Genomic DNA, 20,919 nt, shown 5'->3' with positions numbered 1-20,919 from the left:
CAGCGCCGCCGCGCCGCTCGTCCCGGATCGGCTGCGCCACCTCGGGCTCAGTGAACGCGACCCACGACGATCGGCGTCCGGACCACAGGCCCGCTCACACGCCAACGCCAGGATGGCCCGGGGTATCCGTCTCGCAGCGCCGGGTGAGCTCTGCGACCGCGGCCGCGTCTGACAGGCCGACCCGCACGATGACGGCCAAGTCCACGGCCTCCTGCACAAGGACCTCGGTACACCGCCGGTAGGCGCACCCCGGGCACAGTCCCCCGCAGCCGGGACCCGCCGTCCGCACACGGCACCTGCCTGCGGGCCAGCGCGGCCTCCTCCTCGAGGGCACGGCGCCGCGCGATCGCCTGCTGACGCTGCTCAACCTCACGCTCCGCTTGGGCCCGGCGGACCTGCGAGCTACCTCCGCGGGCGCGGGGCGACTACCGTCGGCTGCGGCCGACGGACGACCCGGGCCCTCAGCCGGCCGGGTACGGCAGCAGCCCGCTCGCGATCTTCTCCCAGGCGGCCTTCGGCTCGGCGAGCAGTTCCGACCGGTCGCCGGCGAGGTCGGCCTGGTCACGCTGGCCCTGGGCCAGGTTGTACAGGTGGTCCTTGCCGGAGGAGTCCTGACAGTACTGCCAGTCCCCGCGCCGCAGCGCCCGGTTGCCGCGCACCCGTTAGAACAGATCGCGCTCGCAGATCTCCTGGCCGCGCAGCAGGTAGCCGGCGAGACTGTGTCCGTTGAGCGGGTGGGTCGAGGCGGGGCGGGCGCCACAGTTCCAGCAGGGTCGCCGTCCACTCCGGGGAGAGGACGGGCTCGTCCGTGACCTGGCGCCCGTCCACCCGGGCGGACCAGCGCAAAATCGTCGGCGTCCCGATGCCCCCCCTCCAGCAGCTGGGACTTCCCGCCGCTCGGCGGCCACTGGCAGGAGAACCGCTCGCCGCCGTTGCCGCCGGCGAACACCACGACGGCGTTGTGCGCCTGGCCGGAGCGCTCCAGCACGGTGAGCACCTTGCCGATGGCGGCGTCGAGGTTCTCCACCAACTCGGTGCACTTCTCCACCGAGCCGCCCTCGTTGTGCAACAGGCCGCTCAGCACCTCACCGGCGCGGATCCTCGCGGCAATCCCGGCACCCATCTCCTCGTCGTCCCCGCCCAGCCAGCGCCAGTGAGGTGCGGTGAAGTTGAGGTTGAGCAGCCAGGGCTCGTCGTGGACCCGCAAGACGTACTGAACGGCCCGCTCGGTCAGGACGGTCGCGTAGTACCGGAGGTCCTGGTACTCGGCGTCACCCTCGAACAGGTCGTAGTCACCGAGCCGGCCCAGCTTGGAGGAATACTCCAGCGCGCCGCCGAAGTTGCCGAGAACTCCTCCCAGCCCGACGTGGTGGGGCTGCAGTCGGGCAGCCAGCCGCAGTGCCACTTGCCGATCAGGGCGGTCGCGTAACCGGCCTGCTTCAGCAGGGAGGCCAGGGTCGGGTGATCGGGGGCCAGTCCCTGCGTCCTGTTGCCGACGGCTCGGCGAGCCCGCCCCGGGCACGGCCCGGGTGGCGGCCGGTGTCCACGCTGAACCGCGTCGGGGAGCAGGACACGGAGCCGGAACAGGCGTTCGTGAGACGTGGATGCGCGCGAACGGCCCGGACCATACAGGCACCCCCGCGCCCGGTCCTGCTGCTGATGCCGGCCGACCTCCCGGCTCGCCGGTGTGTGAGGCCACGCTTGCGCGCTGTGTACGCCTTACTCCCGTCGGAAGGCTCCGTGTCTGCCGCCTTGCACTCCTCAAGTCCGGTCGGGCCGGTGTCCGTGTCACTTCGACCGGATCAGCTGCGCCTGTACGCCGTAGTGGTCGGACAGGTAGGCCTGGCGGCCGTCGCCCAGTGTCACCTTGTCCTGGAACACGAAGTCGGCGGCGCCGGTCAGTGTCTCCCCGGCTGCGGCCCGGACCAGTACGTGGTCCAGGGCCGGCGGCGACGGCCATCGAGGTGTGGGCCGGTAGGTCGGACGGGTGTCACCGGCGAGGATGTCGCGCAGGCCCGCCGTGGCGACGAAGTCGGCGAGTGCAGCCGAGTCGCGCGGGACGTTCAGGTCACCGACCACGGCGACGGGCAGGGACGGGCCGATGGCCGCGATCAGTTCTGCCAGCCGGGCCAGTTCAGCACCTGCCATCCGCGTGTACCGGTTCGTGGGGGACCAGTCGTCGTCGCGGTTGGCCGACAGGTGGGTGTTCACCACCACCAGTTCACCGTCCGGGGTGGCGACGGACGCTATCTGGGCACCCTTGCGCATGAGGAGTTCGCCGCGCACCGGGCCCGTCATCGGGTACCGCACGAACCGCCATCGGCTGATCGGCCACCGGGACAGCAGCATCAGACCACCCTTGAGCAGGACCGTGCCCGAGTAGGCGAAGTGCCGGTATGCAGGAGCAGCACGGCACATCAGCCGGGCGTTGCGGCGGAACATGACTTCCTGCAGGCAGACGATGTCATATTCGGACTGCTCGAGCGCCGCGCCGAGAACACGCAGCCGAGCCGGGACATCACCGGTGAACAGGGTGTTCATGGTCAGCAGGCGCAGGGCCTTCACGAACGTTTCACCTTCCGTCCGGCGGCCTGTCTGGCCATGCGGAGAGCCGCTCACAGCGTTGATCGTACCGACACGCCGTGGAAGAGCCCGAAGCCGTGTGGAAGGACACTGCTGCCAAAGAGGAATCAGTGGTGAGCGGGGTGGGGTGGGCAACAGGCGGCCTGCGGGCGGTGCGGAGGCGGTGCGGCCGAGGGCGGGCCGACACCCGCCGCCGTCGTCCGGCTCCATGCCGAACTGCCCGTCGGGCCAGATGCCCTTCGCGCCGTCCAAACTTCCCTTGATGGCGGGGTTACTGCTTCCCTTCTCGTACCCGTCGTCCGACAGGTCGCGGGCGGTCGAGGTTCTATTCAGGATTGCTGCCTTGTCAGCGAACCTGATCTTTCTTCGGCCCGATGCCTTTGATCCTGATCGGAGTTCCGTCCGGGGCGAACGAGTGGTGGAAGGTGAAGGCATGCGGAGCGGAGCCGTGGTCGTGGAGGTGCTCCAGCCTGGAAACCCCGTCCCGCCAGGTGGGTATCACGCCGTCGGAGATCCACCAGAACACGTAATTTGGGTGCCCTGTCCTCTCGAACCAGTCGTAACGCCTGTTCAGAGCCTTACGGTGCAGACCGGTGTAGACGGCGTCGAAGGCGGGGCGCAGGTCGGTCCAGAGCGAGAGGGTCGCGGCCAGGGCGGTGGTTTCCAGCGTATGGCCCTTGCCGTACCAAGGCGGTACGGCGAACTCTCCCCATGCACCCCAATCCGCCTCGAAGAGCGCGCCCCGGTCACCGTCTGCCGCTTCAGCACGCGCGAGGTATCCGGGGTGCTGACTGATCTTCCGGTAGACGGCCTCACCAATGTCGTAGAACTCGTGCGTGAGGGGTGCGGGATCGGCGAGAGGTAACTTCAGGACGCCGAATGTGTACAGAGCAAGATGGGGCATGAGTCTCTCCCTGGTTGGGGCTGTCTGGCGTGGACCGGGTTCGGTGGCTTACGCGTGGGGGCGAGGGTTCGTGGGGCGTGACCGACTCGTCCCGTCGCGGCTGGCCCAGCCTGAAGGAGGCCCTGTGCGACCGGGGGCGACCACCGAAGACCAGATGAAGGTAGCTGCCTCTGCGAGTCATGTCGAAGTTGCGTTTTTCTCGTCCAAGTGGCCTCTTGCACAGGTCCTTGCGGGAGCTGGGGCGGTGGCGCTGCCTGCCTCCGTGGAAGTCCGCATCGGCCCAGCAAATGCCGAGAAGCAGCGTCGACAACCCTGCTCAAGCCGGTGTGCCGGGGCGACGCCAGCGGCGTTGTCGGCGTCGACCGAGCTGGATGACGGAGCGACTGGATTCACTGTCAAAGGACAACCAGGCCGCTTGGCGGGCAACCCTGGCTGGACGACGTGGTGAAGCACCCTGGTGCAGGGGTCCACGACCAAGGCACTCTTTCCCACTTCGAGTTACCTCGTGCTCGTCTACCCGTCCGGGGTCGGCCTGTCGACTTCACACCTGCGCCCACCTCACCCGTCACCTGGCCGCCCGCCGCGTGGACATCGGGTGCCGCCGGCGGCGCCTGGCACCGCGCCGGCAGACTCTTTGGGTCCGGGCCCATGCGGCGATACCTACGCTCAATCCGGGGCCGGGTTCGGCGTCGGCACCACCACCGTCAACCGCTACATCCGCGAGGCGGTCGATGTCCTGGCCGCTTCGGCTCCCACTCTGGAGCAGAGCCTCCGGCAGGCCCGCAGGAAGACACCTGCCCCTCGACGGCACCTTGCTGCCGATCGACCGGATAGCCGCCGACCAGCTGGCTGCGTAGGTCAGAACGAAGAGCACTTGTTGGTGGGAGCTGGGAACAGCTGGTTGCTGCTGGGCCGCCGAATGTTGATGAGAATCAGCAACGGTCCGGGGCCACGGAATCGTGATGTCGTCAACGTGTCGGCGTCCGTATCCTTCGGCGGGTGACTTTGATCGAGGTGGGGCCAGGGCAAGCTGAGCTCGTCGTGCGGGGGCCGGGGGCGCTGGCGACCTCTGTCCGGTTGTTCGACTGGTCGCGTGCGGATGAGTACGAGACCGTCTTCGCGGTGGAGGCCGTTGCTGAGGGTGTGCGTGCAAGGCTCGAGAATGTGACCGTCACCGTCTGGGATGACTTGAGCGAGTTCTTCGACAGCCTCGCGCGCGACTTTCGTGGTTGGGAGGGAGAGCGGGTCTGGATCAACAACAACCTGGTCGTGACGGCGACCTTCGGCTCGGGTGGTCATGTGTATCTGGACTGGACGCTTCGGTCCGGCTTCTTTCCCGGTGACTGGAAGTGCACGGTGACGACCGTGATCGAAGCCGGTGAAGGGATGACGGCTGTAGCTGCGGACCTGCGGGAATTTCTGCGCCAGGGGTAGGTCGCCCACGTCTCCCTGCAGGCACTCCCGCGTCCGGTTCAGCCGACGGCCTGCTGTTCAGCGCGGGCACGGGTGGTGGCGAGGCGGTGGGAGTCGGTGCCGGTCTCGATGATGGTGCCGTTGAAGGTGAGCCGGTCGCTGCTGGCGCGAGGCGAGAGGATTGTCGAAGACGGCGAGCGACGAGGTGGTGGCGCACGGGGAGCGGTAAGCGCTGCCCGCGCACACCCGGTCCGAAGCCGCGCCGGGCTCGCGGCAGTTCACCACCGTGTGAACAAACTGGACGAGGCGTACGTACGACAGTTCCCTCGACGCACTCGCCCCTGAAGTTGTCGGACGTCACCTGTACCAACCCCAGCAGGCGAGCCGGACCCGGTGGTTCCCCACCGACGCGGCCGACCACAAGGGCGGCTCCGCGCGCTGGCTGCTCGTCCATCGCGACCAGGTCCGCGAACGAGGCGTCGTGCCCGCCATCACCTGCCGCGGTACCCGGCACGGCACCTACCCCGGTAGCTGATCGAGCGAACCTTCGCCTGGCTGCACGGCTTCCGGCGGCTGCGCATCCGCGGGGAACGCGGGGCCGACGGGTACGAAGCCCTTCTCAAGCTGGCTTCCGTGCATCCCGGATGGGCTGCGGAGCAGCGACTGTCACTCGTGCTCTCCGGAGCATCCCGCTGGGAAGCGCCCCCATTTGGCGGTGGATGGTCAGGCAGCAAGCCGGGCTGTGAAGCTGCCGGTCAACGCCCCTGCTCAACAACCCAGAGTGAGGTTGTCATGCCGGTCGGCCCGAACGCGCCCCACTGCCTCGACGGGTCTGGCTCTGGTGGTGTTTGCCGCATGCCACGGCCGGGCACCGGGGGGCACGGCGGTGCGGAGTGCAACGTGCGCCCGTACTGTGCGGGACCACTTGCCGTGCTCGGCGTCTGAGCGGGCCGACCGCCACGAGGCGGGTCGGCCCGTCGCAGCCGCGGGTGACTGCCGTGGTGTCAGCGGCCCGGGAATCGCTGCTGGATTTCCTGCAGTACCCAGCCGTTGCCGTCGGGGTCGTGGAAGGTGGCGAAGGAGCCGTAGGAGGCGCGTTCGGGGTGCAGGCCCGGCTTGCGGGTCTGGCCTTCGAGCTTGTGGGTGATGCCACCGCCTTCGTGGCCGTGGAAGATGAGGCCGCCGGCGTCGTGGAAGATGTCGCTCACCTCGATGCCGCGGCCGAGGAGTTCCGCGCGCGCCTGTTCGATGTCGGACACGGCGAGGTAGAGACCTTGGGCCGAGCCCGGCTCGGCGGTGGTCATCCCCTTGCCGAAGATGATCGAGCACTCGGAGCCGGGCGGTGTGAAGTGCACCGCGCGCCAGTTCTCCCCGCCGGTCTTGTCGATGTCCAGGCGGAATCCCAGTGACTCGTAGAAGGCCTTGGCCCGGTCGACGTCGGAGACGGGCAGGACGATGAGTTCAAGTTTCATATGCATGGAAGGGCTTTTCCTTCTTGGTCCGTAGAAACCGGGGTGGGCGAGCGGGCCGGGCTGTGCGGCCGGCTGAGGTGACCCGGATGAGGTCGGTGTTCCCGGTGTGAGGGCATCGCGCCGGCCGAGCGGCGCGGCAACTTCTGGTTATGACCGTAGCTGTTTAGCCTCTAACGAACAAACCTTCACGGGGAGGGCAATGTCACACCGTTCACCGTCAGGTTCGCACTCCAGTTCGATCTATTGGCTCGCAGCGCCCATCGTGAGGCAACCGCGCGAGGGGGAAACGGAATGGCATGGCGCGCAGCCGGATGAAGGTGATCCTGGCGGACGGGCCCCGGCCAGGAAGAGCGCATCGTCGCGCACGCTGCCCCGGAGAGCGCCCGGCGCACCGGCGCACGGTTATGTCCGCGGGATCATTCCGGCAGTGCGTCGCGCTGGGAGGCCAGGGCCCGTTTCCGCTGCCGGTAGGCGCGCATGGACTCGCGGGAGCCGCATTTCGGGCCGCAGTAGACGGCGTTCTTGTTCCGTGTCCGGTCGAAGAAGCCGAAGTGACACGGCTGGTGGCGGCACGCCCGAACCCTGTCCCAGACGCCCGCCTGGGCGAGTTCGGTGGCGTTCGCCAGCACAGTGCCAAACAGCCCGGGGACGTCGCTCTGGGCGGGCGCCAGGGATGCTCCCGAGGCGGTGACGACCGTGATGAGCGGATACCGGGATGCGGCATGGCGCAGGTACGACTCCGCCTCGGCGAGCATGTCGGACGTGGTGGACTGGTCGGCGGAGTGAGCCAGCAGCACCGTGATCAAAGCCTCGCGCAGCTCACGGGCGGCGGCCGCGTCGGCCTCCGTGACATGTGTCGTTTCCGAGCCCATGGCCTGCTCCAGCAGCCACGCGTGCAGGTCCTTCGCGCTGGCGAAGCGCTCGGGCAGCCGGTGAGGTCCCGAGGGGTGTGTATTGACGAACCGCAGGACTACGTCAGCCGCCGGCGGCTGCGTCAGCGGACTGGCCTCGGTCGTTCGCGGCGATATCGTGGGCCTCCTCGTACGTACACGGAGTCAGCTGCATATGTTACTCGCGAAACCGTTACGGTGCGGTACGGTGCGGCTAGGCCTCGGCCGATGGCGTCAGCCACGGGGCGGATCGCCACGCTGGTGCCGCCCACGCGGCCGCGGCGCGCGGTGACGAGGGCGTGCGGGCTGCGCCCCGCCTGGATCCCCCTGCCGTCGCGTACGCGTCGAGCCGCCGTTCCTCCCGCGTCAGGTCGTGGAACCAGGCCGTACGGCGTGGCACGCACTCATCGGATTCCGGTCCAAGCACGACGCCCTGGATACGGGCTCGGAGTCCTGCAGCACCTCGACCCCGCTGGGGCCGCTCGTTTTCCCGGGTGCACGTCCCCAGGTCGTTCGAGGTGGTCGGTCGTCCTCGAGGTGGTCAGCTTTTGGAGGAACTGCAGCGTCAGGAATCCCGCTGTAGTGAGGGGTGCGGGTGTCCGGTGTCGCGACGAGAGCACGTCCGTGTCGGTCGATGACGTCGGTCATCCACGAGCCGCGAGCTTGGTCGGCCCGGCGGCCAGATCGCTGGTCAGCTGTGAGAAACAGGACAGGCGAAGGTGCTCTGCTCCCAGCCCTTGGGGATGGTGCATACATCTGCTGACACAACCGTCACTCGACCAGAGCGTCCCACACTGCCAGGACCGTCGGCCAAGTGCAGTGTTGTCAGCAGTCATTCCTCTCGGGCAAGGAGGGTTACAAGGGCGCGTACGCAGCCCCATCGCTCGGTCGTCACGCCTGTCCACCATCTTCCTTCCACCACGCCTCTGGCAGCCGCTGCCCCGTCCAGGCATCGGACAGCCGAATTCCACGCTGCACGAAACCGACCATCGTGCTGGTGGGCAGACACCTCGGGCTGGGGTACGCGCTCGCAGGAGCGCGCAGTCGCCTCGGGACGACGGGTGCGCCTGGCCAGGGCTAGACGGCCCGACAACGCAGCGTCGCCGCAGAGGCCGGGACCACGGATGGCACGAAGGCGTCACCCGCAGGTTCGCCGAAGTCCGAAAATCGGGAGAAGATCATGAGCACGCCAGCCCCGCCGGGATACCAATACGGTGACGCAGGCCTTCCGCCGTCGCCAGTAACGCAGCAGGATCTTGAAAAACTCAAAGCATCGGTCCTGTTCAGCGAAGCCGACGAGACAGCTTTGCACCAGGCGTGGGACGTCCTGAAAGAGCAAGTCGAGGACATTCTCGACGTCTGGTACGGGTTCGTGGGCTCGCACGAGCATCTCGTGGCCTACTTCTCCACACCTGAAGGACAGCCCATCCAGGCATACCTGGCCTCAGTGCGCCCTCGCTTCGGTAAGTGGATCGAGGACACCTGCATGCGTCCCTACGACGCCACCTGGCTGGCTTACCAAGAGGAAATCGCCGTACGACATACGCCGGCGAAGAAGAACCAGACCGACCACGTGCACTCGGTTCCCCTTGTGTCGCTGCGCTACCTGGTCGCATTCATCTACCCCATCACCGCAACCATTCGGCCGTTCCTGGCCGCCGGTGGCCACTCCGAGGAGCAGGTGGACGCCATGCACCAAGCATGGTTCAAGTCAGTCACGCTTCAAGTTGCACTGTGGACACACCCCTATGCGCCTCACGCCTGGTAACTATCGACCTTGAACGCGTGATGCCCTCATGGTGGATGCGGGGACGAGCCCGGTGCCGACGCGGCAGCCGTCGAGGACATCGGACGGTACTGGAGCTGGCGTAAGTGCCGCCGGACGGCCTTGATCACGTCCTGCGGGTCGGCGAACGCGCGGTTGGCCGAAGGCGTGCGCCGCAGCCCCGACCAACTGCCCTCGACCGGTCGAGGTCCGGTGCGCAGGGCGGAAGCCGGCACACGGTGAGCCAGTCCCGCTCGGCAATGTATCGCGCATGCCTGCGGTCAGGTGAGTGCTGAGCTTGTCGCAGACCAGCCGAGTTGGGCCGCCAAGCTGCCGGTGTGCGGCCTGGATGACGTCACGGTAGTCGGTCCAGACGCAAGCCCTTGCGGCAGTCCCGGCCGGCCGGGCGCAACTCGTCGCGGAGTTGGACAGGGTGCGTCTGGCTCTGGCCAAGGCAGAGGAGGTGCTCCGGCGCCGGATGACCGGCAGGGAGCAGTGTCGGAAGCGCGGGGCGAGGCGACGCTCGTGCCGTGATCGGCCTCGTCCGCCCTCGGCGGCCGGCGCCCTCGCCGGCCACCGACGGCGTGCGGTGCGGCCTGCGTCAGGGAGGCCGGAACACCTCCATTGCAGCTACGTCTGATCTTGGACCCGATGTTCCCGTGGATCCACCACGACCACGTCCACCAGCCCTTCAACGACCAGACCCCGCGCCACATCCGGGCGCCGCCGGCCTGGCAGGTCGGGCAGCTGCACTGGGTGGCGGATGCGGCGCAGGATCTGCTCGAGGGCGTCGGCGAGGCCGTGGACCATCCTGCCCTGCCCACCGCGTGGGCCGCCGAGCCGAAGTGGGACGGCAGGGCCCATCTGCCGCCGGACAAGCGGCCTCTCCCGTGTGTCGCCCACTACAACCAGTGATCGGCTTTCCGTCCGTAACACCGGTGGAAACGCCGGTGGAGTCGACGGCAGTCGGCGAGCCAGGCCATCGTCCGCTCTATCGTCCACCGGTGGCGTCCGAGTCGATGCGAGGTCTCGACGCCCTTGCGGGCGATGCGGTGACGGACAGCCCGCTGGAATCACCGTCGCCGCAGGTGGTTGTAGTCGTAGCCCTTGTCTCCGTGGAGCTTGCCGGGCGTACGCCGCCGAGGACCTGCGCCACCGCCACTCTGTGCTGCGCGATGCGGCACCTGGTCGCATTGCGCAGACGGGGCGGCCGTCCGCCGGGAGCTGACCGGCGGTATCCCTTTAGAAAACTGCCTCTGCGCCAGGCGTGGCAGGTCGGGTTCATCGGGGGTACTAACCGAACCCCCCACCCCGCAGGGGCGTGCGTCGCAGCGTGGAAGGCACGACACACCGACACGTCCCGGCCCCCCACGCGCCGCGTCGATCCCCAGATCTTGTGCAGACGTTGGTCATGCAGCCCGGCTCCAGCGCTCCGGCAGGAATCTCTTCGCCCTCGGGCACGCTCAGCCGGCCGCCGACACATCCTCCGTACGCTTCGGCGGGAGCCAGGGGCGGCCCGGCTCGTCCTCCGGGCGACACAAGACCAGGGGACCCGGCCTGGCCGACCTCGAATCGCTATCGGACCCGGTCGAAAGAGAGGTCATCGGCGGACCTGAACACGGCCGGGCGAGCCGGTCATCGCCGTGGGAGGCCTTGTAGTGCCTGCGGGCCCACTGTCCGACCTCGGACCGGAATCCACCCCAGGTGTGCGAGCTGCTCCTTCCCCGAGAGGTCCACCGGCTCGCGGACGAGCGGCCGCCCCGCCGGCACTGATCCCGCCGCGCCCGGCCGCCGGCTGGCCCCCGCCGCCCGCGGACAAAGCCCCCGCGCGCGGGCACGACCCATCACCGCTGGCACCTGAGCCGCACACACCGCTGTGTCGACCGCCGGGCCGGCCCGGAGCCCTGGCCGCGGCCGCATCCACGCCCCCGTCCGTACCCGCCAGGCGAGCCGTACGGCGGTAAAAAAACCTGTCTTACGGATCAGACCGTGGGACGGCGGCGGGCGCGGAGCAGGTGAACGCCCTTCACCGCGTACACGGCAGCCATGAGCGCGAAGCCGGCGAAGGCGAGCCAGAACCAGGACTCCGCCACCACGAGACTCAGCAGCAGGCCGCCGAAGAGCAGCAGGGAGCCGACGGCGTCCAGCAGGTTCAGGCGCGTCTCGAAGCGCACTGCGGAGTCACATCCGCGCAATCGACGGATGACGGAAACGAGGCCAAGGGCCTGCAAGACGGCAAGACCGAGAGCGATCCAGATGAACCAGCCGGGTATGTCCACGGCGCGCACTGTATCGCTCGCCCGGGACCCTCTCGCCCTCTCCCCTGGCCGCGCGAGCGGTCAACGCACGATGCACCGCAGCAACATACCCGACCAGGTGGCAGTGCCCCTCCTGCCTCCAGCGTCAACCGTCGCAGCTCCCGCCGCATTCAGAAACGAGCCGCAGCAACCAGCACCGATCGGCCCTTGCCGTCAACGCCGGCGGAATTCCCCGGACCAGCCCCGGAGTCCGTCCTCGAGGACCAGCCTGTCGCCGTGGGCCACAGTCCGCAACAGCCGGGCGCAGACGGTCGCTTCGGCGGCAAGGCCGGCCAGGCCACCCAGGACCGGCAAGACGGCACGGGCGCGGGCGGTAGTGTCCGACTGGAGCAGCGTGTAGGCGCAGAGCTGGCGGTCTCGAACCCCTCCAGAGCTTGGCCCCAGCCCTCCCAGTCCAACAGCCGCAGGGGTGTACAGGCGCCTACGCCGGCAGCATGGAGACGGCAAGTTCGCGCACACAGCCTCCTGGCGCGCCTCGCAGGCCACAGCCGCCGTCCCGCCCACACCAGCGCGGCAAAGGTCGATGAACCACATGCTGAAGTTGATGCTCATGTGCTCGCGCGGTGAGTAGCGGCTGCCGTTCGTGAACAGCCTCTCGCCCGTTGCCCTGTCGTTGCCCTCACGCAGGTAAGCACCGAGGCGTGCGGAGGGAACCCTGATGCGTGTCGGGAGGCATGTCCCATGCGGTTCGGCGCTGCCTCGCGGTGCCGGTGCCGCACCTCGACGGCGGGTGAACGCACGTGAGAACCGGACCGATGCGTCACCGAAGGTTTTGCAGGACCCGGCAGGTCCTTGCCCGCACACAGGCCCGCGACCTGTGGATCATCACGCATGTCCCCCTAACGTACATGAAATGGTTGAACGGTCGCCTCGACCGTTCCGCCGTCCGCGCCGCGTTCGCACAGGTCACGTGGGTGCGGGCATGAAACTGCCTCCTGACCGGAAGCACGGCCACCCTGTTGCGCCCGTCCACTCGCCCTGAAAGCTTTCGATGGTTGAACGCATGGCGCACCCACAAGGGCCTGTGCGTTCAGGAGATGACGCACGCTCAGGGAAAGAAGGCGATCAGTCATGCGCATCCAAGTCTTTCGTCGATGGGCCGGCGCGGGTATGGGAGGGGCGCTCCTCCTGTCGCTCATGGCGACCGGCCCGGCTTCCGCCGCGTTCCCGGCCACGGAGCCGGCCCCCTCCTGTGTCACCGTGTACGAGAGCTGGCGGTACACGCAGGCCGAGAACGCCTGCGCCGAAACGATGACCGTGAAGGTCGTCTACCAGGACGGCGCCGAGGGGCCGTGCTACGCCGTGCCACCTGGTGACGTCACCACCATCGGCGAGGGATACCTCGGCCGGCACGGGCACGTCCACCACGTCGCCCTCTGCCCCGCGCCCGCCGCGGCCGCCGGTGTCACGTCCGTGGAATGAGCCCTGCCCCTCTACCTGGCCCGCACTCGCCGTCGGCCAGGAGGGCGTCATGATGGCTGATGACGCGGGTCTTCCAGAACCTTCGACCCGTGCGCAAGATCTCGAGGACGACCGCACCGCTCCACGGCTCAGCACGGACCGCTGGGTCGATCACTACCTGCGGAACTGGACGTTCCCCGAGCGCTCTCGGGCTCGCTACGACCTCGACGATGCCGGGCTGCGGCTGCGTATCGACCCCGACCAACCGGACTGGCGGGAGGAAGACGCCCCGCTGCGCGTGTCCAACGTGCAGACGGGGCTCTTCTCCGGCCCCGTGGGATCTCGGCCAGGAACGCACCGTGAGCACCAGCGGGGAGCGCCAACTCGACACCGACCGGCGGCGCAGGTCGTGCTCGGGCGGGCGGCCGATGTCCGGGCCCCTGCCTCTGCGTTCGGCCCGAAAAGCGGTGAGCGTGGGCCCGGTCAACTGGTCGTCAAAACGAGGACACCGCGTCATCAGAGGGCGCGCGGCCCTGCCGTGCCGCCGCCGCGTCGGGTGCGAAATTCACTGTCCGGCTGCCGGAACAGGGTGATAGACACCCGGTGTGGCAATGACACTTGAGTTCTCTGACCTGCGGCAGCTGATTGACGAGCGGTCGACCGCCTTCCGCGCCGCGGTCGCCTCAGCGCCCAGCCTCGACGTGCAGGTGCCGACCTGCCCCGAGTGGACGCTGTTCGATCTGGTGCAGCACCTGGGTGGGGGGACCGCTTCTGGGCCGCCATCGTCGGCGCGGGACCCGCTGACGCTCCACCGGCCGATGCCGCTGCCGAGCGGGCCGCCGTGGCTGCGCCGCGGGAGCGTGAGGCCCTGCTGGCCTGGTTGGCCGAGTCGACACAGCTGCTGCTGAGCGCGCTGCGGGAGGCGGGCCCGGATCGCGGTTGCTGGACGTGGTGGGGTACGTCGCAGTCGCCGCAGAACTCCGGTGGCGTCGCCCGGCACCGGGTCCAGGAGACCGCGGTGCACGGCTACGACGCTCAGCTCACCCTGGGCGCCCCGCAGCCGCTGTCGGACGAGGTGGCACTCGACGGTGTCGACGAGTTTCTGTCCACCTGCTGCGCAACGACGGCCGCCTGGCCGCACAAGCCCACTGCCTTCGACTTCCACGCTACCGAGGGCTACTCCTGGCGCCTCACGGTCGACGGGGACGGCGCACGGTCCACCCGTCTGCCCACCACCGTTACCGGCGAGGGCCCGGACGTAGCCGGCGCCGCTGTCAGGGGCACGGCAAGTGATCTGGTCCTCTTCATCTACGACCGTATCCCGGCGGACTCCGTGCAGATCGACGGAGACGCAGGTCTGCTCGACCTGCTCCGCGCCTGGGATCCGGAGGAGTAGGACGTAACCGTGCGCCACTTGCTGCGCTCCGGGCCGAAGGGGACACGATTGCTCAGCTTCGCAGGGTTTGTCGGAACTCGGCACCGCCCTCACGCCTCAAGGGCGGACTGAGAGGCCATCTCATGTGGCGAGTCCGCGGTAGCAGATGAGGGTGCAGGCGGCGATGTCGGTCGCACCCGCTCAGCCGGCCGAAGTGTTCTGTGTCGCCTCGCGTGCTTCGGTGAGGGCCCGCTGCCTGAGATTGCCGCCGAACAACTGCATCGTGGTGGCGGCCAAGATGTCATCCCTGCCGATGGTCCGCCCGTCCCCCCTGCGGGCGGACAGGGCCCGGAGGGAATCCTCGAGGACCGGGGGTGGGGTCGGCTCGCCCGACATCACCAGGGTGACCGCACCGAAACGTTTGACCCCGCCCTCGCGGACGACCATGGCCGCGTCCCGGGCGAGGTCCGTCAGGAACACGCTCGCGATTCCGTCCAGGTCGCGGACCATCGCTGGGACGGCCGTCGCCCCCTGGCTCCGCAGCAGCTTCTTGACCCCGGCCTCGAACCTGTGGGCGCCGACCACAGCACTCGGTTTGCGCGACCTGCTGCGCTTACGAGAAGGCACGATGACACCCTCGGCGTCGTACAGGACACCGGTCAGGCCTCGAAACGTCGGGCTGTGGTCGTACCACTTGTCCCCCACCTCGAGCTCGACGTTCCGGTCGATCGCCGAGAGAAGGTCCCCGGGAGTCAGCTTCTTCCGGGCCTCCTCCGCCGCCGCTCTCCTCGCGCCGTCGATGATCTCCGTCAGCACTGTCCGCGTCACCGACGCGGCGGCCCACGCGGCCGACCGAGAGACGTGCATCGGGGTCACGTCCCTGAACACCGCTTTGACGAGAGAAGGCTTGAACGGCGAGACATCCATGACCGAGGCGGTCACGGGGCCGCTGCGCTCAGGGCGTGCGGGCTGTGCGGTCATCGGAAGAAACGCTCCCTGCAATCGGAGTTGTCACAGCCCCACACTTCACCACGCAGACCCGCTCTCTTCCCCCATCCTCCGTCGAAGCGGCACCCGGTCAAGGGCCGGACGGGCACATCCCGACGACCGGGCCGATGATGAGCCACCTCCCGCACGCCCTCGTACCGTGGCTCCTGCGTCCCCCGTCCGGCTGCACCCCGTTCTCCCTAGCCCCTGCCACCAAGCAGGAGCGGCCGGTGAAGCGCACGCAGGACGGCAAGTGGGCGGCCAACCTGCGGGGCGGCGAAGACGTTCCACACCCGTGGGGGGCACGCCAGTGCCGGCGGCAGCAGATGAGGGTGCAGGCGATGCTGGTGAAGGCGAGGAAGTGGTCGGCTTTGCGTTCGTAGCGTCGGTGCAAGCTGCGGCAGCGGGCGAGCCAGGCCATGGTGCTCTCTACGGTCCAACGGTGGCGGCCCAGTCGTTGCGAGGTCGCGCGCGTCGGTGACGTCGGTGATGCGGTCACCTTGGTCGTATGCGGTGCGGGTCCTGCCGGTGTCCGGGTCGACGACATCGGTCTTCCGGCCACGGATGTCGTAGGCGTAGGTCCACTTGGCGCCGGATGGATCTGTGACCTGGCTGAGGCGGCCGTGCTTGTCGTAGCGGTGGTGCATGGACTGCGAGGCGGTGCGTGCTGCGTCGGTGTACTGCTTGAGCTCGACCGTGCGGCCGAGTGCGTCCACCGCCGTGGGTGATGAGGTCGGCGAGCCGGTCGGGGTAGAAGTTGCTGACGCCGATCGCCCGGGTGCGACCGTCCCGGTTGAGGTCCTCCATGGCCCGCCAGGGTCCGTAGTAGTCGCCGAAGGGCTCGTGGATCAGGTAGAGGTCGAGGCCGAGGCGGTCGAGCGAGCGGTCGAAGGCGCGCTTGGTGCCTCCTGGCCGTAGTCCTGGACCCACAGCTTGGTGGTGATGACAGTTCGTCACGGGGGATGCCGCTCTTGGCGATGGCGCGGCCGACGGCTTCCTCGTTCTCGTAGCCGGCGGCGGTGTCGATGAGGCGGTAGCCGGCGGCCAGTGCGTCGGTGACGGCCTGTTCGGTCTGCTCGGGCGCGACCTTGTACACGCCGAAGCGGAGGATCGGCATCTGTGGACCGTTGTTGAGGGTGACTTGGGGGATCTGTTCGGTGGGTTGAGGGCTATGGCGATGTGGTCCAGCGGGGTGCTGTTTCGGCCCAGGCGGTGTCCCATGCGGCGAGGTTGCGGCGGTGGATGATGCGGCTGGCGGTGCCGTAGGCGGCGGCTGCTGTGGCGTGGACGCCGAGGGCGGCGATGATGGCGGAGCCCATGCTGCGGCCGCGGATCTGGCTGGGGCTCAGGGGCGGGTCGGTGATCTTTCCGTCGGTGCCGGCCCAGACGCGGAAGGTGCTGCCCTCGGGCAGTGCGGGCTGGACGTCGGTGGTTGCGGTGCGGGTGCGCCCGTTGGGGTCCGTGAAGTGGACCTTGGTCGGGTAGCGGGTTTTCTTGGCTTCGGCGGAGCCGGGTTCGGGGTGGCGCCGGGCGTCTTCGAGCAGGACTGCGGTGGTGTGGTGGCGGGTGGCGGCCTGGTGGTGGGCGGTGCGGGTGTAGTGGTGGTAGGCGGCGTCGCCGACCAGGAACATGGCGATGGGAGTGGCTGCCAGCGCGGCCAGGATCAGGCCGAGGCCGATCCATGCCTGGAGCAAGTCGCTGGGGCGGCGCAGGGGGTTGTGCCGCAGGCGCCAGAGCATGACCTGGGGTAGCTCCTGCGGGGGTGGGGGTGGGGGTGTGCGGCCGGGCATGTGTCCTCCTTTCGACGGTGGACGCAGCGGATGCGGAGTGCCGAGGAAAACGGGACGAGAGCGCGGCCTAGTGGGGGCGGACAGTTGGCGGGAGGGGGTCGGAGGCGGAGGGGTGGGTGTGGGCGGCTTGCAGGAGCTTGGCGGCGCCGCGGACGGCTGCGGTGTGCGGGGCCGGGACCACGCGCAGCGGCGTATGCAGCCGGTCGGTGAGGTGGCAGGTGATCTCGGGGCGCAGGGCGCCTCCGCCGGCCAGGAGAACACCGCGGTGCAGGGCATCGACGGTGAGCGAGGTGCGGTCCTGGCGGAGCATCGCGGTGAGCATCGAGGTCACCGCCTCGGCGATCTGCTCGGGTGTGGTCGTCTCGTCCAGGTCGCTGGTGCCCAGGGCGGTGCGGCGCGCGTCGGTGATGGCGCCGTCGACCAGCAAGACCACTTCGGTGAGGTGGGCGCCGATGTCCACCACCATCAGCGGACGGGACAGGTCCGCACCGGCCGCCATGGCGATGGCCCGGGCGCTGGGCACGGTCAGGACGCTGTACGGCCGCAGCACGTCGACTGCGGCGCGGGCCTGGGTGCGGTAGGCGACGCCGTCCAGGACGGCAGCAGTGACGATGACCATGGGCCGGGTGAAGCGGGGCAGGCGGTGGCGGAGCAGGCGCTCCAACATCCGAGCGCACCCTGGGATGTCGATGATGGTGCCGCGCTGGATGGGGTACACCGCGCCGGTGCCGGGAAAGGTCACGGTGGGCACGTCCACCACCACGCCCTTGCCGGCGATCCAGGCGCGGGTGCGGGCGCTGCCCATGTCCAGGGCAATGCCGCAGCAGCGCCGGCACATCGGCCAGGGCCGGTGTGGGGCGGCGGCGTGTGGGTGTGATGTGCCGGTCATGGGATGGCCTCCTTGACCTGCTGGCAGCGGGCGCAGTAGCGGGCCTGCGGCACGATCGTCAGCCGTTCCCGGTCGATGCGGCGCCGGCACAGGTGGCAGGTGCCGTACGAGCCGTCGTCCATGCGATTCAGAGCTGCTTCGACGTCGGCGAGGACCATGCGGGCGGAGGCAGTGAGCTTGATGTGCACCTCGATCTGGGAGGCGGCCCGCTGCTGGAGCCGGTCCTCGGTGCGGGAGGTGACCGGTCCGGCGAGCTGGCGCAGCTGCTCCTGGCGGAACAGGCGCTGCTCGTGCAGGTTCTCGCGCAGGGCGGCAAGGTCCTCGGCCGACAGCCGTGCCGTGCTCTGGCTGATGGTCTGGTGGTTCACCAGTTCACCCCTTCGAGGGCAGGGCGCAGGAGATCGAAACGGGCGGTGGTCAGGTGGCGCGGCGCTGGCAGGCCACGCAGAAACGGGTGTAGGGGAGGATCTCCAGCCGTTCCCCGGGGATGGGCTTGACACAGCCCAGGCAGGTTCCGTAGCTGCCGTTCTCGATGCGGGCGAAGGCTTCCTCGATCTCTTTGAGGGTTCGCTCCATCGCGGTCTTCTGCTCGGACAGCAGGTAGTCGTCCGAGGTCTGTCCGGTCTCCTTGAGGGCCTGCAACTGCGCCAGCCGGGAGCTGCGGGCGTGTTCCAGGCGCTGTCGCGCCTCATGCGGGTGGGGTTCGGCCCGGGTGACATCGAGTGACATGGGCAATCCCTTTCTCGAGGTTTTACCGCACGCGTGGCATCGCGCGGTCGCGTGCCGGGCGGCGATCTGCCTGGCGGCGTTGCAGGGCAACCGTTCGGCTGGTTTGGTGCCTTCCACCCTGGCCGGGTCGGCGGTGGATACCTATCGGGCGCGGGCCCCATTTGCACCGGGCCACGGGATCCACGCGGCGGCGTCGTCGGTGGTGCGCAGGCCCGGAAATGGGGTCCGCGCCCCATCGACGGGACACGCGGGACGGGGCAGGCTGGCTCCAGGCTCACTTCGATCACCCGGCACCGTGAACCTGGCGGGCCGCACAGTGGAGGTGAAGACAAGAAGGGAAGGCGTGTTGCCGGTGTCCTTGTTCTGGCGGATCTTCGCCCTCAACGCGGTGGTGCTGGGCACAGCCACGGCCCTGCTGCTGTGGGCTCCGGTAACCGTCTCCGTACCGGTGCTGCTCACCGAGGCGATCATCCTGGTCGCCGGTCTGGCCGTGATGCTGGTCGCCAACGCCGCACTCCTGCGGCTCGGCCTGGCCCCGCTGGACCGGCTCACCAAGCTGATGACCACCGTGGACCTGCTGCGCCCCGGGCAGCGCCTGCCCGCCTCCGGTGGCGGCGAGGTCGCCGAAGTGATCCGCACGTTCAACTCCATGCTCGAGCGGCTGGAACACGAAAGGGCCACCAGCAGTGCCCGGGCGCTGCTGGCTCAGGAGGCCGAACGCCGCCGTATCGCACAGGAACTGCACGACGAGGTCGGCCAGACCATGACCGCGATCCTGCTGGGACTCAAACGCGCCGCGGACGACGCACCGGCGCCGCTGCGCCAGGAGCTCCACGAGGTGCAGGAGATCACCCGGGAGAGCCTGGACGAGGTCCGCCGCCTGGTGCGCCGGCTGCGGCCCGGCGTGCTGGACGACCTGGGTCTGGTCAGCGCCCTGACCTCGCTCACCGAGGACTTCGCCACCCACACCGGGCTGCAGGTCACCCGCCGCTTCGACGCCGACCTGCCGGCCCTTGCGCCGGAGACGGAACTGGTTCTGTACCGCGTCGCTCAGGAGTCTTTGACCAACGTCGCCCGCCACGCGAACGCCCAGCGGGTCACCGTCGCCCTGCGTCACACCGACGACAGCGTGGTGCTGACGGTCACCGACGACGGCACCGGTATCAAGGCCCCCCGTGAAGGCGCCGGCATCCGCGGCATGCGCGAGCGGGCCCTGCTCATCGGGGGCAGTCTCGACATCACCCCGGCCCCCGACACCGGCACCGACACCGGCACCGACACCGGCACCGGCACCGGCACCGGGGTCCAGCTCACCGCTCCCGTTTCCAGGAAGCAGCCCTGACCATGCCTGAGATGACCACGCCCTCCAGGACGGAAACGAGCACGATCCGCATTCTGCTCGCCGACGACCACGCGCTGGTCCGCCGCGGTGTGCGGCTCATCCTCGACCGGGAACCGGACCTCGAAGTGGTCGCCGAGGCCGGCGACGGCGCCGAGGCCATCGAGCTCGCCCGCACCCACGACGTCGACTTGGCCGTACTCGACATCGCCATGCCCCGCCTGACCGGACTGCAGGCCGCCCGCGAACTGGCCACCCTCAAACCGGCCCTGCGGATCCTGATGCTCACGATGCACGACAACGAGCAGTACTTCTTCCGGGCCCTGAAGGCGGGCGCGAGCGGGTATGTGCTGAAGTCCGTCGCCGACCGGGACCTGGTCGCCGCCTGCCGAGCCGCCATGCGCGACGAGCCCTTCCTGTATCCCGGCGCGGTCACCGCTTTGATCCGCAACTACCTCGACCGGGCCCGTCACGGCGAGGAAACCCCCGACCAGATCCTCACCCCTCGCGAGGAAGAGGTCCTGAAACTGGTGGCCGAGGGCCACTCGTCCAAGGAGATTGCCGACCTGCTGTTCATCAGCATCAAGACGGTCCAGCGGCACCGCGCCAACCTGCTGCAGAAACTCGGCCTGCGTGACCGCCTGGAACTCACCCGCTACGCCATCCGCGCCGGCCTGATCGAACTCTGACCTCCCCGCCCGACGACGGGGACCCGAGGGATTCGGGCCCGCACCACAGACCAGGATGAAACAGGATGAAAGGGGGGCGGTGCATGCACGACACCGCGCGCACCGCCCCCGGCACCAGCAGCGTCCGGCCCCCCGCCGTCGCGGTACTGGCGGCCGTCGTCCTGACGCTGCTGGCCGCGCTCGGCCTCGCCGGGCCCGCAGCGACGGGCGGCCCAACGGCCGACGTGGCGCCAACAGCCGGCCACCACCGGGACACCGGGCCGCGCGCCGACGACGGATGTGGCACCGCCTGCACCGTCCGAGCGGCAACACGCCAGGAGCCGCACCGCGAGCATCCTGCTCCACGCTGCCACCTCGCCACTTGCGCCCAGGGCA

16 protein-coding genes and 8 pseudogenes are annotated in these 20,919 nt (G+C 69.1%); 8 read left to right on the top strand and 16 right to left on the bottom strand.

The genetic code is table 11. From position 1 onward, the window contains the following. Positions 1-461 precede the first annotated feature (461 nt). The 3 genes and pseudogenes from ACIHAR_RS29325 to ACIHAR_RS29315 all read right to left on the bottom strand — a co-directional run. Positions 462-1,622: pseudogene (locus ACIHAR_RS29325) on the bottom strand (sulfatase); the annotation flags it as partial. A gap of 166 nt (positions 1,623-1,788) precedes the next feature. Next, positions 1,789-2,565 (bottom strand): endonuclease/exonuclease/phosphatase family protein, encoded by a 777-nt coding sequence (locus tag ACIHAR_RS29320; RefSeq protein ID WP_400022577.1) that lies wholly within the window; start codon positions 2,563-2,565, stop codon positions 1,789-1,791. Positions 2,566-2,929: 364 nt separating this feature from the next. After that, entirely contained in the window at positions 2,930-3,487 is a 558-nt protein-coding gene (locus ACIHAR_RS29315; protein ID WP_365465864.1) for a DUF3291 domain-containing protein, read from the bottom strand. Between the two features lie 505 nt (positions 3,488-3,992). On the opposite strand from ACIHAR_RS29315, the pseudogene ACIHAR_RS29310 reads away from it, so the two are divergent. Continuing rightward, positions 3,993-4,332: pseudogene (locus ACIHAR_RS29310) on the top strand (transposase family protein); the annotation flags it as partial. A gap of 154 nt (positions 4,333-4,486) precedes the next feature. Next, positions 4,487-4,921, top strand: a complete 435-nt coding sequence (locus ACIHAR_RS29305) for a DUF6228 family protein (RefSeq protein ID WP_400022576.1) — start codon at positions 4,487-4,489, stop codon at positions 4,919-4,921. A gap of 38 nt (positions 4,922-4,959) precedes the next feature. Here the strand turns inward: ACIHAR_RS29305 and ACIHAR_RS29300 are convergent. The 3 genes and pseudogenes from ACIHAR_RS29300 to ACIHAR_RS29290 all read right to left on the bottom strand — a co-directional run. After that, positions 4,960-5,067 (bottom strand): annotated as a pseudogene (locus ACIHAR_RS29300) (AAA family ATPase); the annotation flags it as partial. A gap of 837 nt (positions 5,068-5,904) precedes the next feature. Continuing rightward, positions 5,905-6,378: a VOC family protein gene (locus ACIHAR_RS29295; RefSeq protein WP_365465868.1), complete on the bottom strand. Its 474-nt coding sequence runs from the start codon at positions 6,376-6,378 to the stop codon at positions 5,905-5,907. A gap of 410 nt (positions 6,379-6,788) precedes the next feature. Further along, a complete protein-coding gene (locus tag ACIHAR_RS29290; RefSeq protein ID WP_400022627.1) occupies positions 6,789-7,340 on the bottom strand; it encodes a CGNR zinc finger domain-containing protein in 552 nt (183 codons plus the stop codon). Between the two features lie 1,102 nt (positions 7,341-8,442). Here ACIHAR_RS29290 and ACIHAR_RS29285 point away from each other — a divergent pair. Beyond that, the gene (locus ACIHAR_RS29285) at positions 8,443-9,030 is read left to right on the top strand and encodes a protoglobin domain-containing protein (RefSeq protein WP_400022575.1); all 588 of its coding nucleotides are present in this window, start codon (positions 8,443-8,445) and stop codon (positions 9,028-9,030) included. A gap of 648 nt (positions 9,031-9,678) precedes the next feature. Beyond that, positions 9,679-9,942: a hypothetical protein gene (locus ACIHAR_RS29280; RefSeq protein WP_400022574.1), complete on the top strand. Its 264-nt coding sequence runs from the start codon at positions 9,679-9,681 to the stop codon at positions 9,940-9,942. Here the strand turns inward: ACIHAR_RS29280 and ACIHAR_RS29275 are convergent. Both ACIHAR_RS29275 and ACIHAR_RS29270 read right to left on the bottom strand, forming a co-directional pair. Continuing rightward, positions 9,930-10,178 (bottom strand): annotated as a pseudogene (locus ACIHAR_RS29275) (transposase); the annotation flags it as partial. The gene ACIHAR_RS29280 and the pseudogene ACIHAR_RS29275 sit on opposite strands and share 13 nt — an antisense overlap. An 831-nt stretch (positions 10,179-11,009) precedes the next feature. After that, positions 11,010-11,201 (bottom strand): hypothetical protein, encoded by a 192-nt coding sequence (locus ACIHAR_RS29270; RefSeq protein WP_400022573.1) that lies wholly within the window; start codon positions 11,199-11,201, stop codon positions 11,010-11,012. Positions 11,202-12,416: 1,215 nt separating this feature from the next. Here ACIHAR_RS29270 and ACIHAR_RS29265 point away from each other — a divergent pair. Beyond that, the gene (locus tag ACIHAR_RS29265) at positions 12,417-12,767 is read left to right on the top strand and encodes an alpha-amylase (protein ID WP_400022572.1); all 351 of its coding nucleotides are present in this window, start codon (positions 12,417-12,419) and stop codon (positions 12,765-12,767) included. A gap of 590 nt (positions 12,768-13,357) precedes the next feature. Further along, positions 13,358-14,142 (top strand): annotated as a pseudogene (locus tag ACIHAR_RS29260) (maleylpyruvate isomerase family mycothiol-dependent enzyme). 180 nt (positions 14,143-14,322) lie between these two features. Here ACIHAR_RS29260 and ACIHAR_RS29255 read toward each other — a convergent pair. The 8 genes and pseudogenes from ACIHAR_RS29255 to ACIHAR_RS29220 all read right to left on the bottom strand — a co-directional run bounded on the left by ACIHAR_RS29255 (position 14,323) and on the right by ACIHAR_RS29220 (position 18,516). Next, a complete protein-coding gene (locus ACIHAR_RS29255; protein ID WP_365465882.1) occupies positions 14,323-15,102 on the bottom strand; it encodes a hypothetical protein in 780 nt (259 codons plus the stop codon). 328 nt (positions 15,103-15,430) lie between these two features. Continuing rightward, a pseudogene (locus ACIHAR_RS29250) lies at positions 15,431-15,658 on the bottom strand (transposase); the annotation flags it as partial. After that, positions 15,633-15,755 (bottom strand): annotated as a pseudogene (locus tag ACIHAR_RS29245) (RHS repeat domain-containing protein); the annotation flags it as partial. The pseudogenes ACIHAR_RS29245 and ACIHAR_RS29250, both read right to left, overlap by 26 nt. A 79-nt stretch (positions 15,756-15,834) precedes the next feature. Then, a pseudogene (locus ACIHAR_RS29240) lies at positions 15,835-16,258 on the bottom strand (aldo/keto reductase); the annotation flags it as partial. A 19-nt stretch (positions 16,259-16,277) separates the two neighbouring features. Next, a complete protein-coding gene (locus tag ACIHAR_RS29235; RefSeq protein ID WP_400022571.1) occupies positions 16,278-16,898 on the bottom strand; it encodes a hypothetical protein in 621 nt (206 codons plus the stop codon). Between the two features lie 67 nt (positions 16,899-16,965). Next, on the bottom strand, positions 16,966-17,787 hold the full coding sequence (locus tag ACIHAR_RS29230) for a rod shape-determining protein (RefSeq protein WP_400022570.1): 822 nt from the start codon (positions 17,785-17,787) through the stop codon (positions 16,966-16,968). Beyond that, positions 17,784-18,158, bottom strand: a complete 375-nt coding sequence (locus tag ACIHAR_RS29225) for a TraR/DksA family transcriptional regulator (protein ID WP_400022626.1) — start codon at positions 18,156-18,158, stop codon at positions 17,784-17,786. The genes ACIHAR_RS29230 and ACIHAR_RS29225 overlap by 4 nt, the downstream gene beginning before the upstream one ends. A gap of 46 nt (positions 18,159-18,204) precedes the next feature. Beyond that, a complete protein-coding gene (locus ACIHAR_RS29220) occupies positions 18,205-18,516 on the bottom strand; it encodes a TraR/DksA C4-type zinc finger protein (RefSeq protein WP_400022569.1) in 312 nt (103 codons plus the stop codon). 352 nt (positions 18,517-18,868) lie between these two features. On the opposite strand from ACIHAR_RS29220, the gene ACIHAR_RS29215 reads away from it, so the two are divergent. Both ACIHAR_RS29215 and ACIHAR_RS29210 read left to right on the top strand, forming a co-directional pair. Next, positions 18,869-19,858, top strand: a complete 990-nt coding sequence (locus ACIHAR_RS29215; RefSeq protein ID WP_400022625.1) for a HAMP domain-containing sensor histidine kinase — start codon at positions 18,869-18,871, stop codon at positions 19,856-19,858. An 11-nt stretch (positions 19,859-19,869) separates the two neighbouring features. Beyond that, positions 19,870-20,544: a response regulator gene (locus ACIHAR_RS29210; RefSeq protein ID WP_400022568.1), complete on the top strand. Its 675-nt coding sequence runs from the start codon at positions 19,870-19,872 to the stop codon at positions 20,542-20,544. Positions 20,545-20,919 lie beyond the last annotated feature (375 nt).

Source organism: Streptomyces sp. NPDC052016, assembly GCF_044548445.1.
Lineage (GTDB): Bacteria > Actinomycetota > Actinomycetes > Streptomycetales > Streptomycetaceae > Streptomyces.
Note: the sequence above shows the minus strand (reverse complement) of the source record. Positions and strands in the feature narration are given on the sequence as shown.

Bases quoted from the DNA above. Each gene is read 5' to 3' on its own strand.
- ACIHAR_RS29315 (WP_365465864.1), bottom strand. From the start codon at position 3,487: ATGCCCCATCTTGCTCTGTACACATTCGGCGTCCTGAAGTTACCTCTC.
- ACIHAR_RS29295 (WP_365465868.1), bottom strand. From the start codon at position 6,378: ATGCATATGAAACTTGAACTCATCGTCCTGCCCGTCTCCGACGTCGAC.
- ACIHAR_RS29285 (WP_400022575.1), top strand. From the start codon at position 8,443: ATGAGCACGCCAGCCCCGCCGGGATACCAATACGGTGACGCAGGCCTT.
- ACIHAR_RS29280 (WP_400022574.1), top strand. From the start codon at position 9,679: ATGTTCCCGTGGATCCACCACGACCACGTCCACCAGCCCTTCAACGAC.
- ACIHAR_RS29265 (WP_400022572.1), top strand. From the start codon at position 12,417: ATGCGCATCCAAGTCTTTCGTCGATGGGCCGGCGCGGGTATGGGAGGG.
- ACIHAR_RS29255 (WP_365465882.1), bottom strand. From the start codon at position 15,102: ATGACCGCACAGCCCGCACGCCCTGAGCGCAGCGGCCCCGTGACCGCC.
- ACIHAR_RS29235 (WP_400022571.1), bottom strand. From the start codon at position 16,898: ATGCCCGGCCGCACACCCCCACCCCCACCCCCGCAGGAGCTACCCCAG.
- ACIHAR_RS29230 (WP_400022570.1), bottom strand. From the start codon at position 17,787: ATGACCGGCACATCACACCCACACGCCGCCGCCCCACACCGGCCCTGG.
- ACIHAR_RS29220 (WP_400022569.1), bottom strand. From the start codon at position 18,516: ATGTCACTCGATGTCACCCGGGCCGAACCCCACCCGCATGAGGCGCGA.
- ACIHAR_RS29210 (WP_400022568.1), top strand. From the start codon at position 19,870: ATGACCACGCCCTCCAGGACGGAAACGAGCACGATCCGCATTCTGCTC.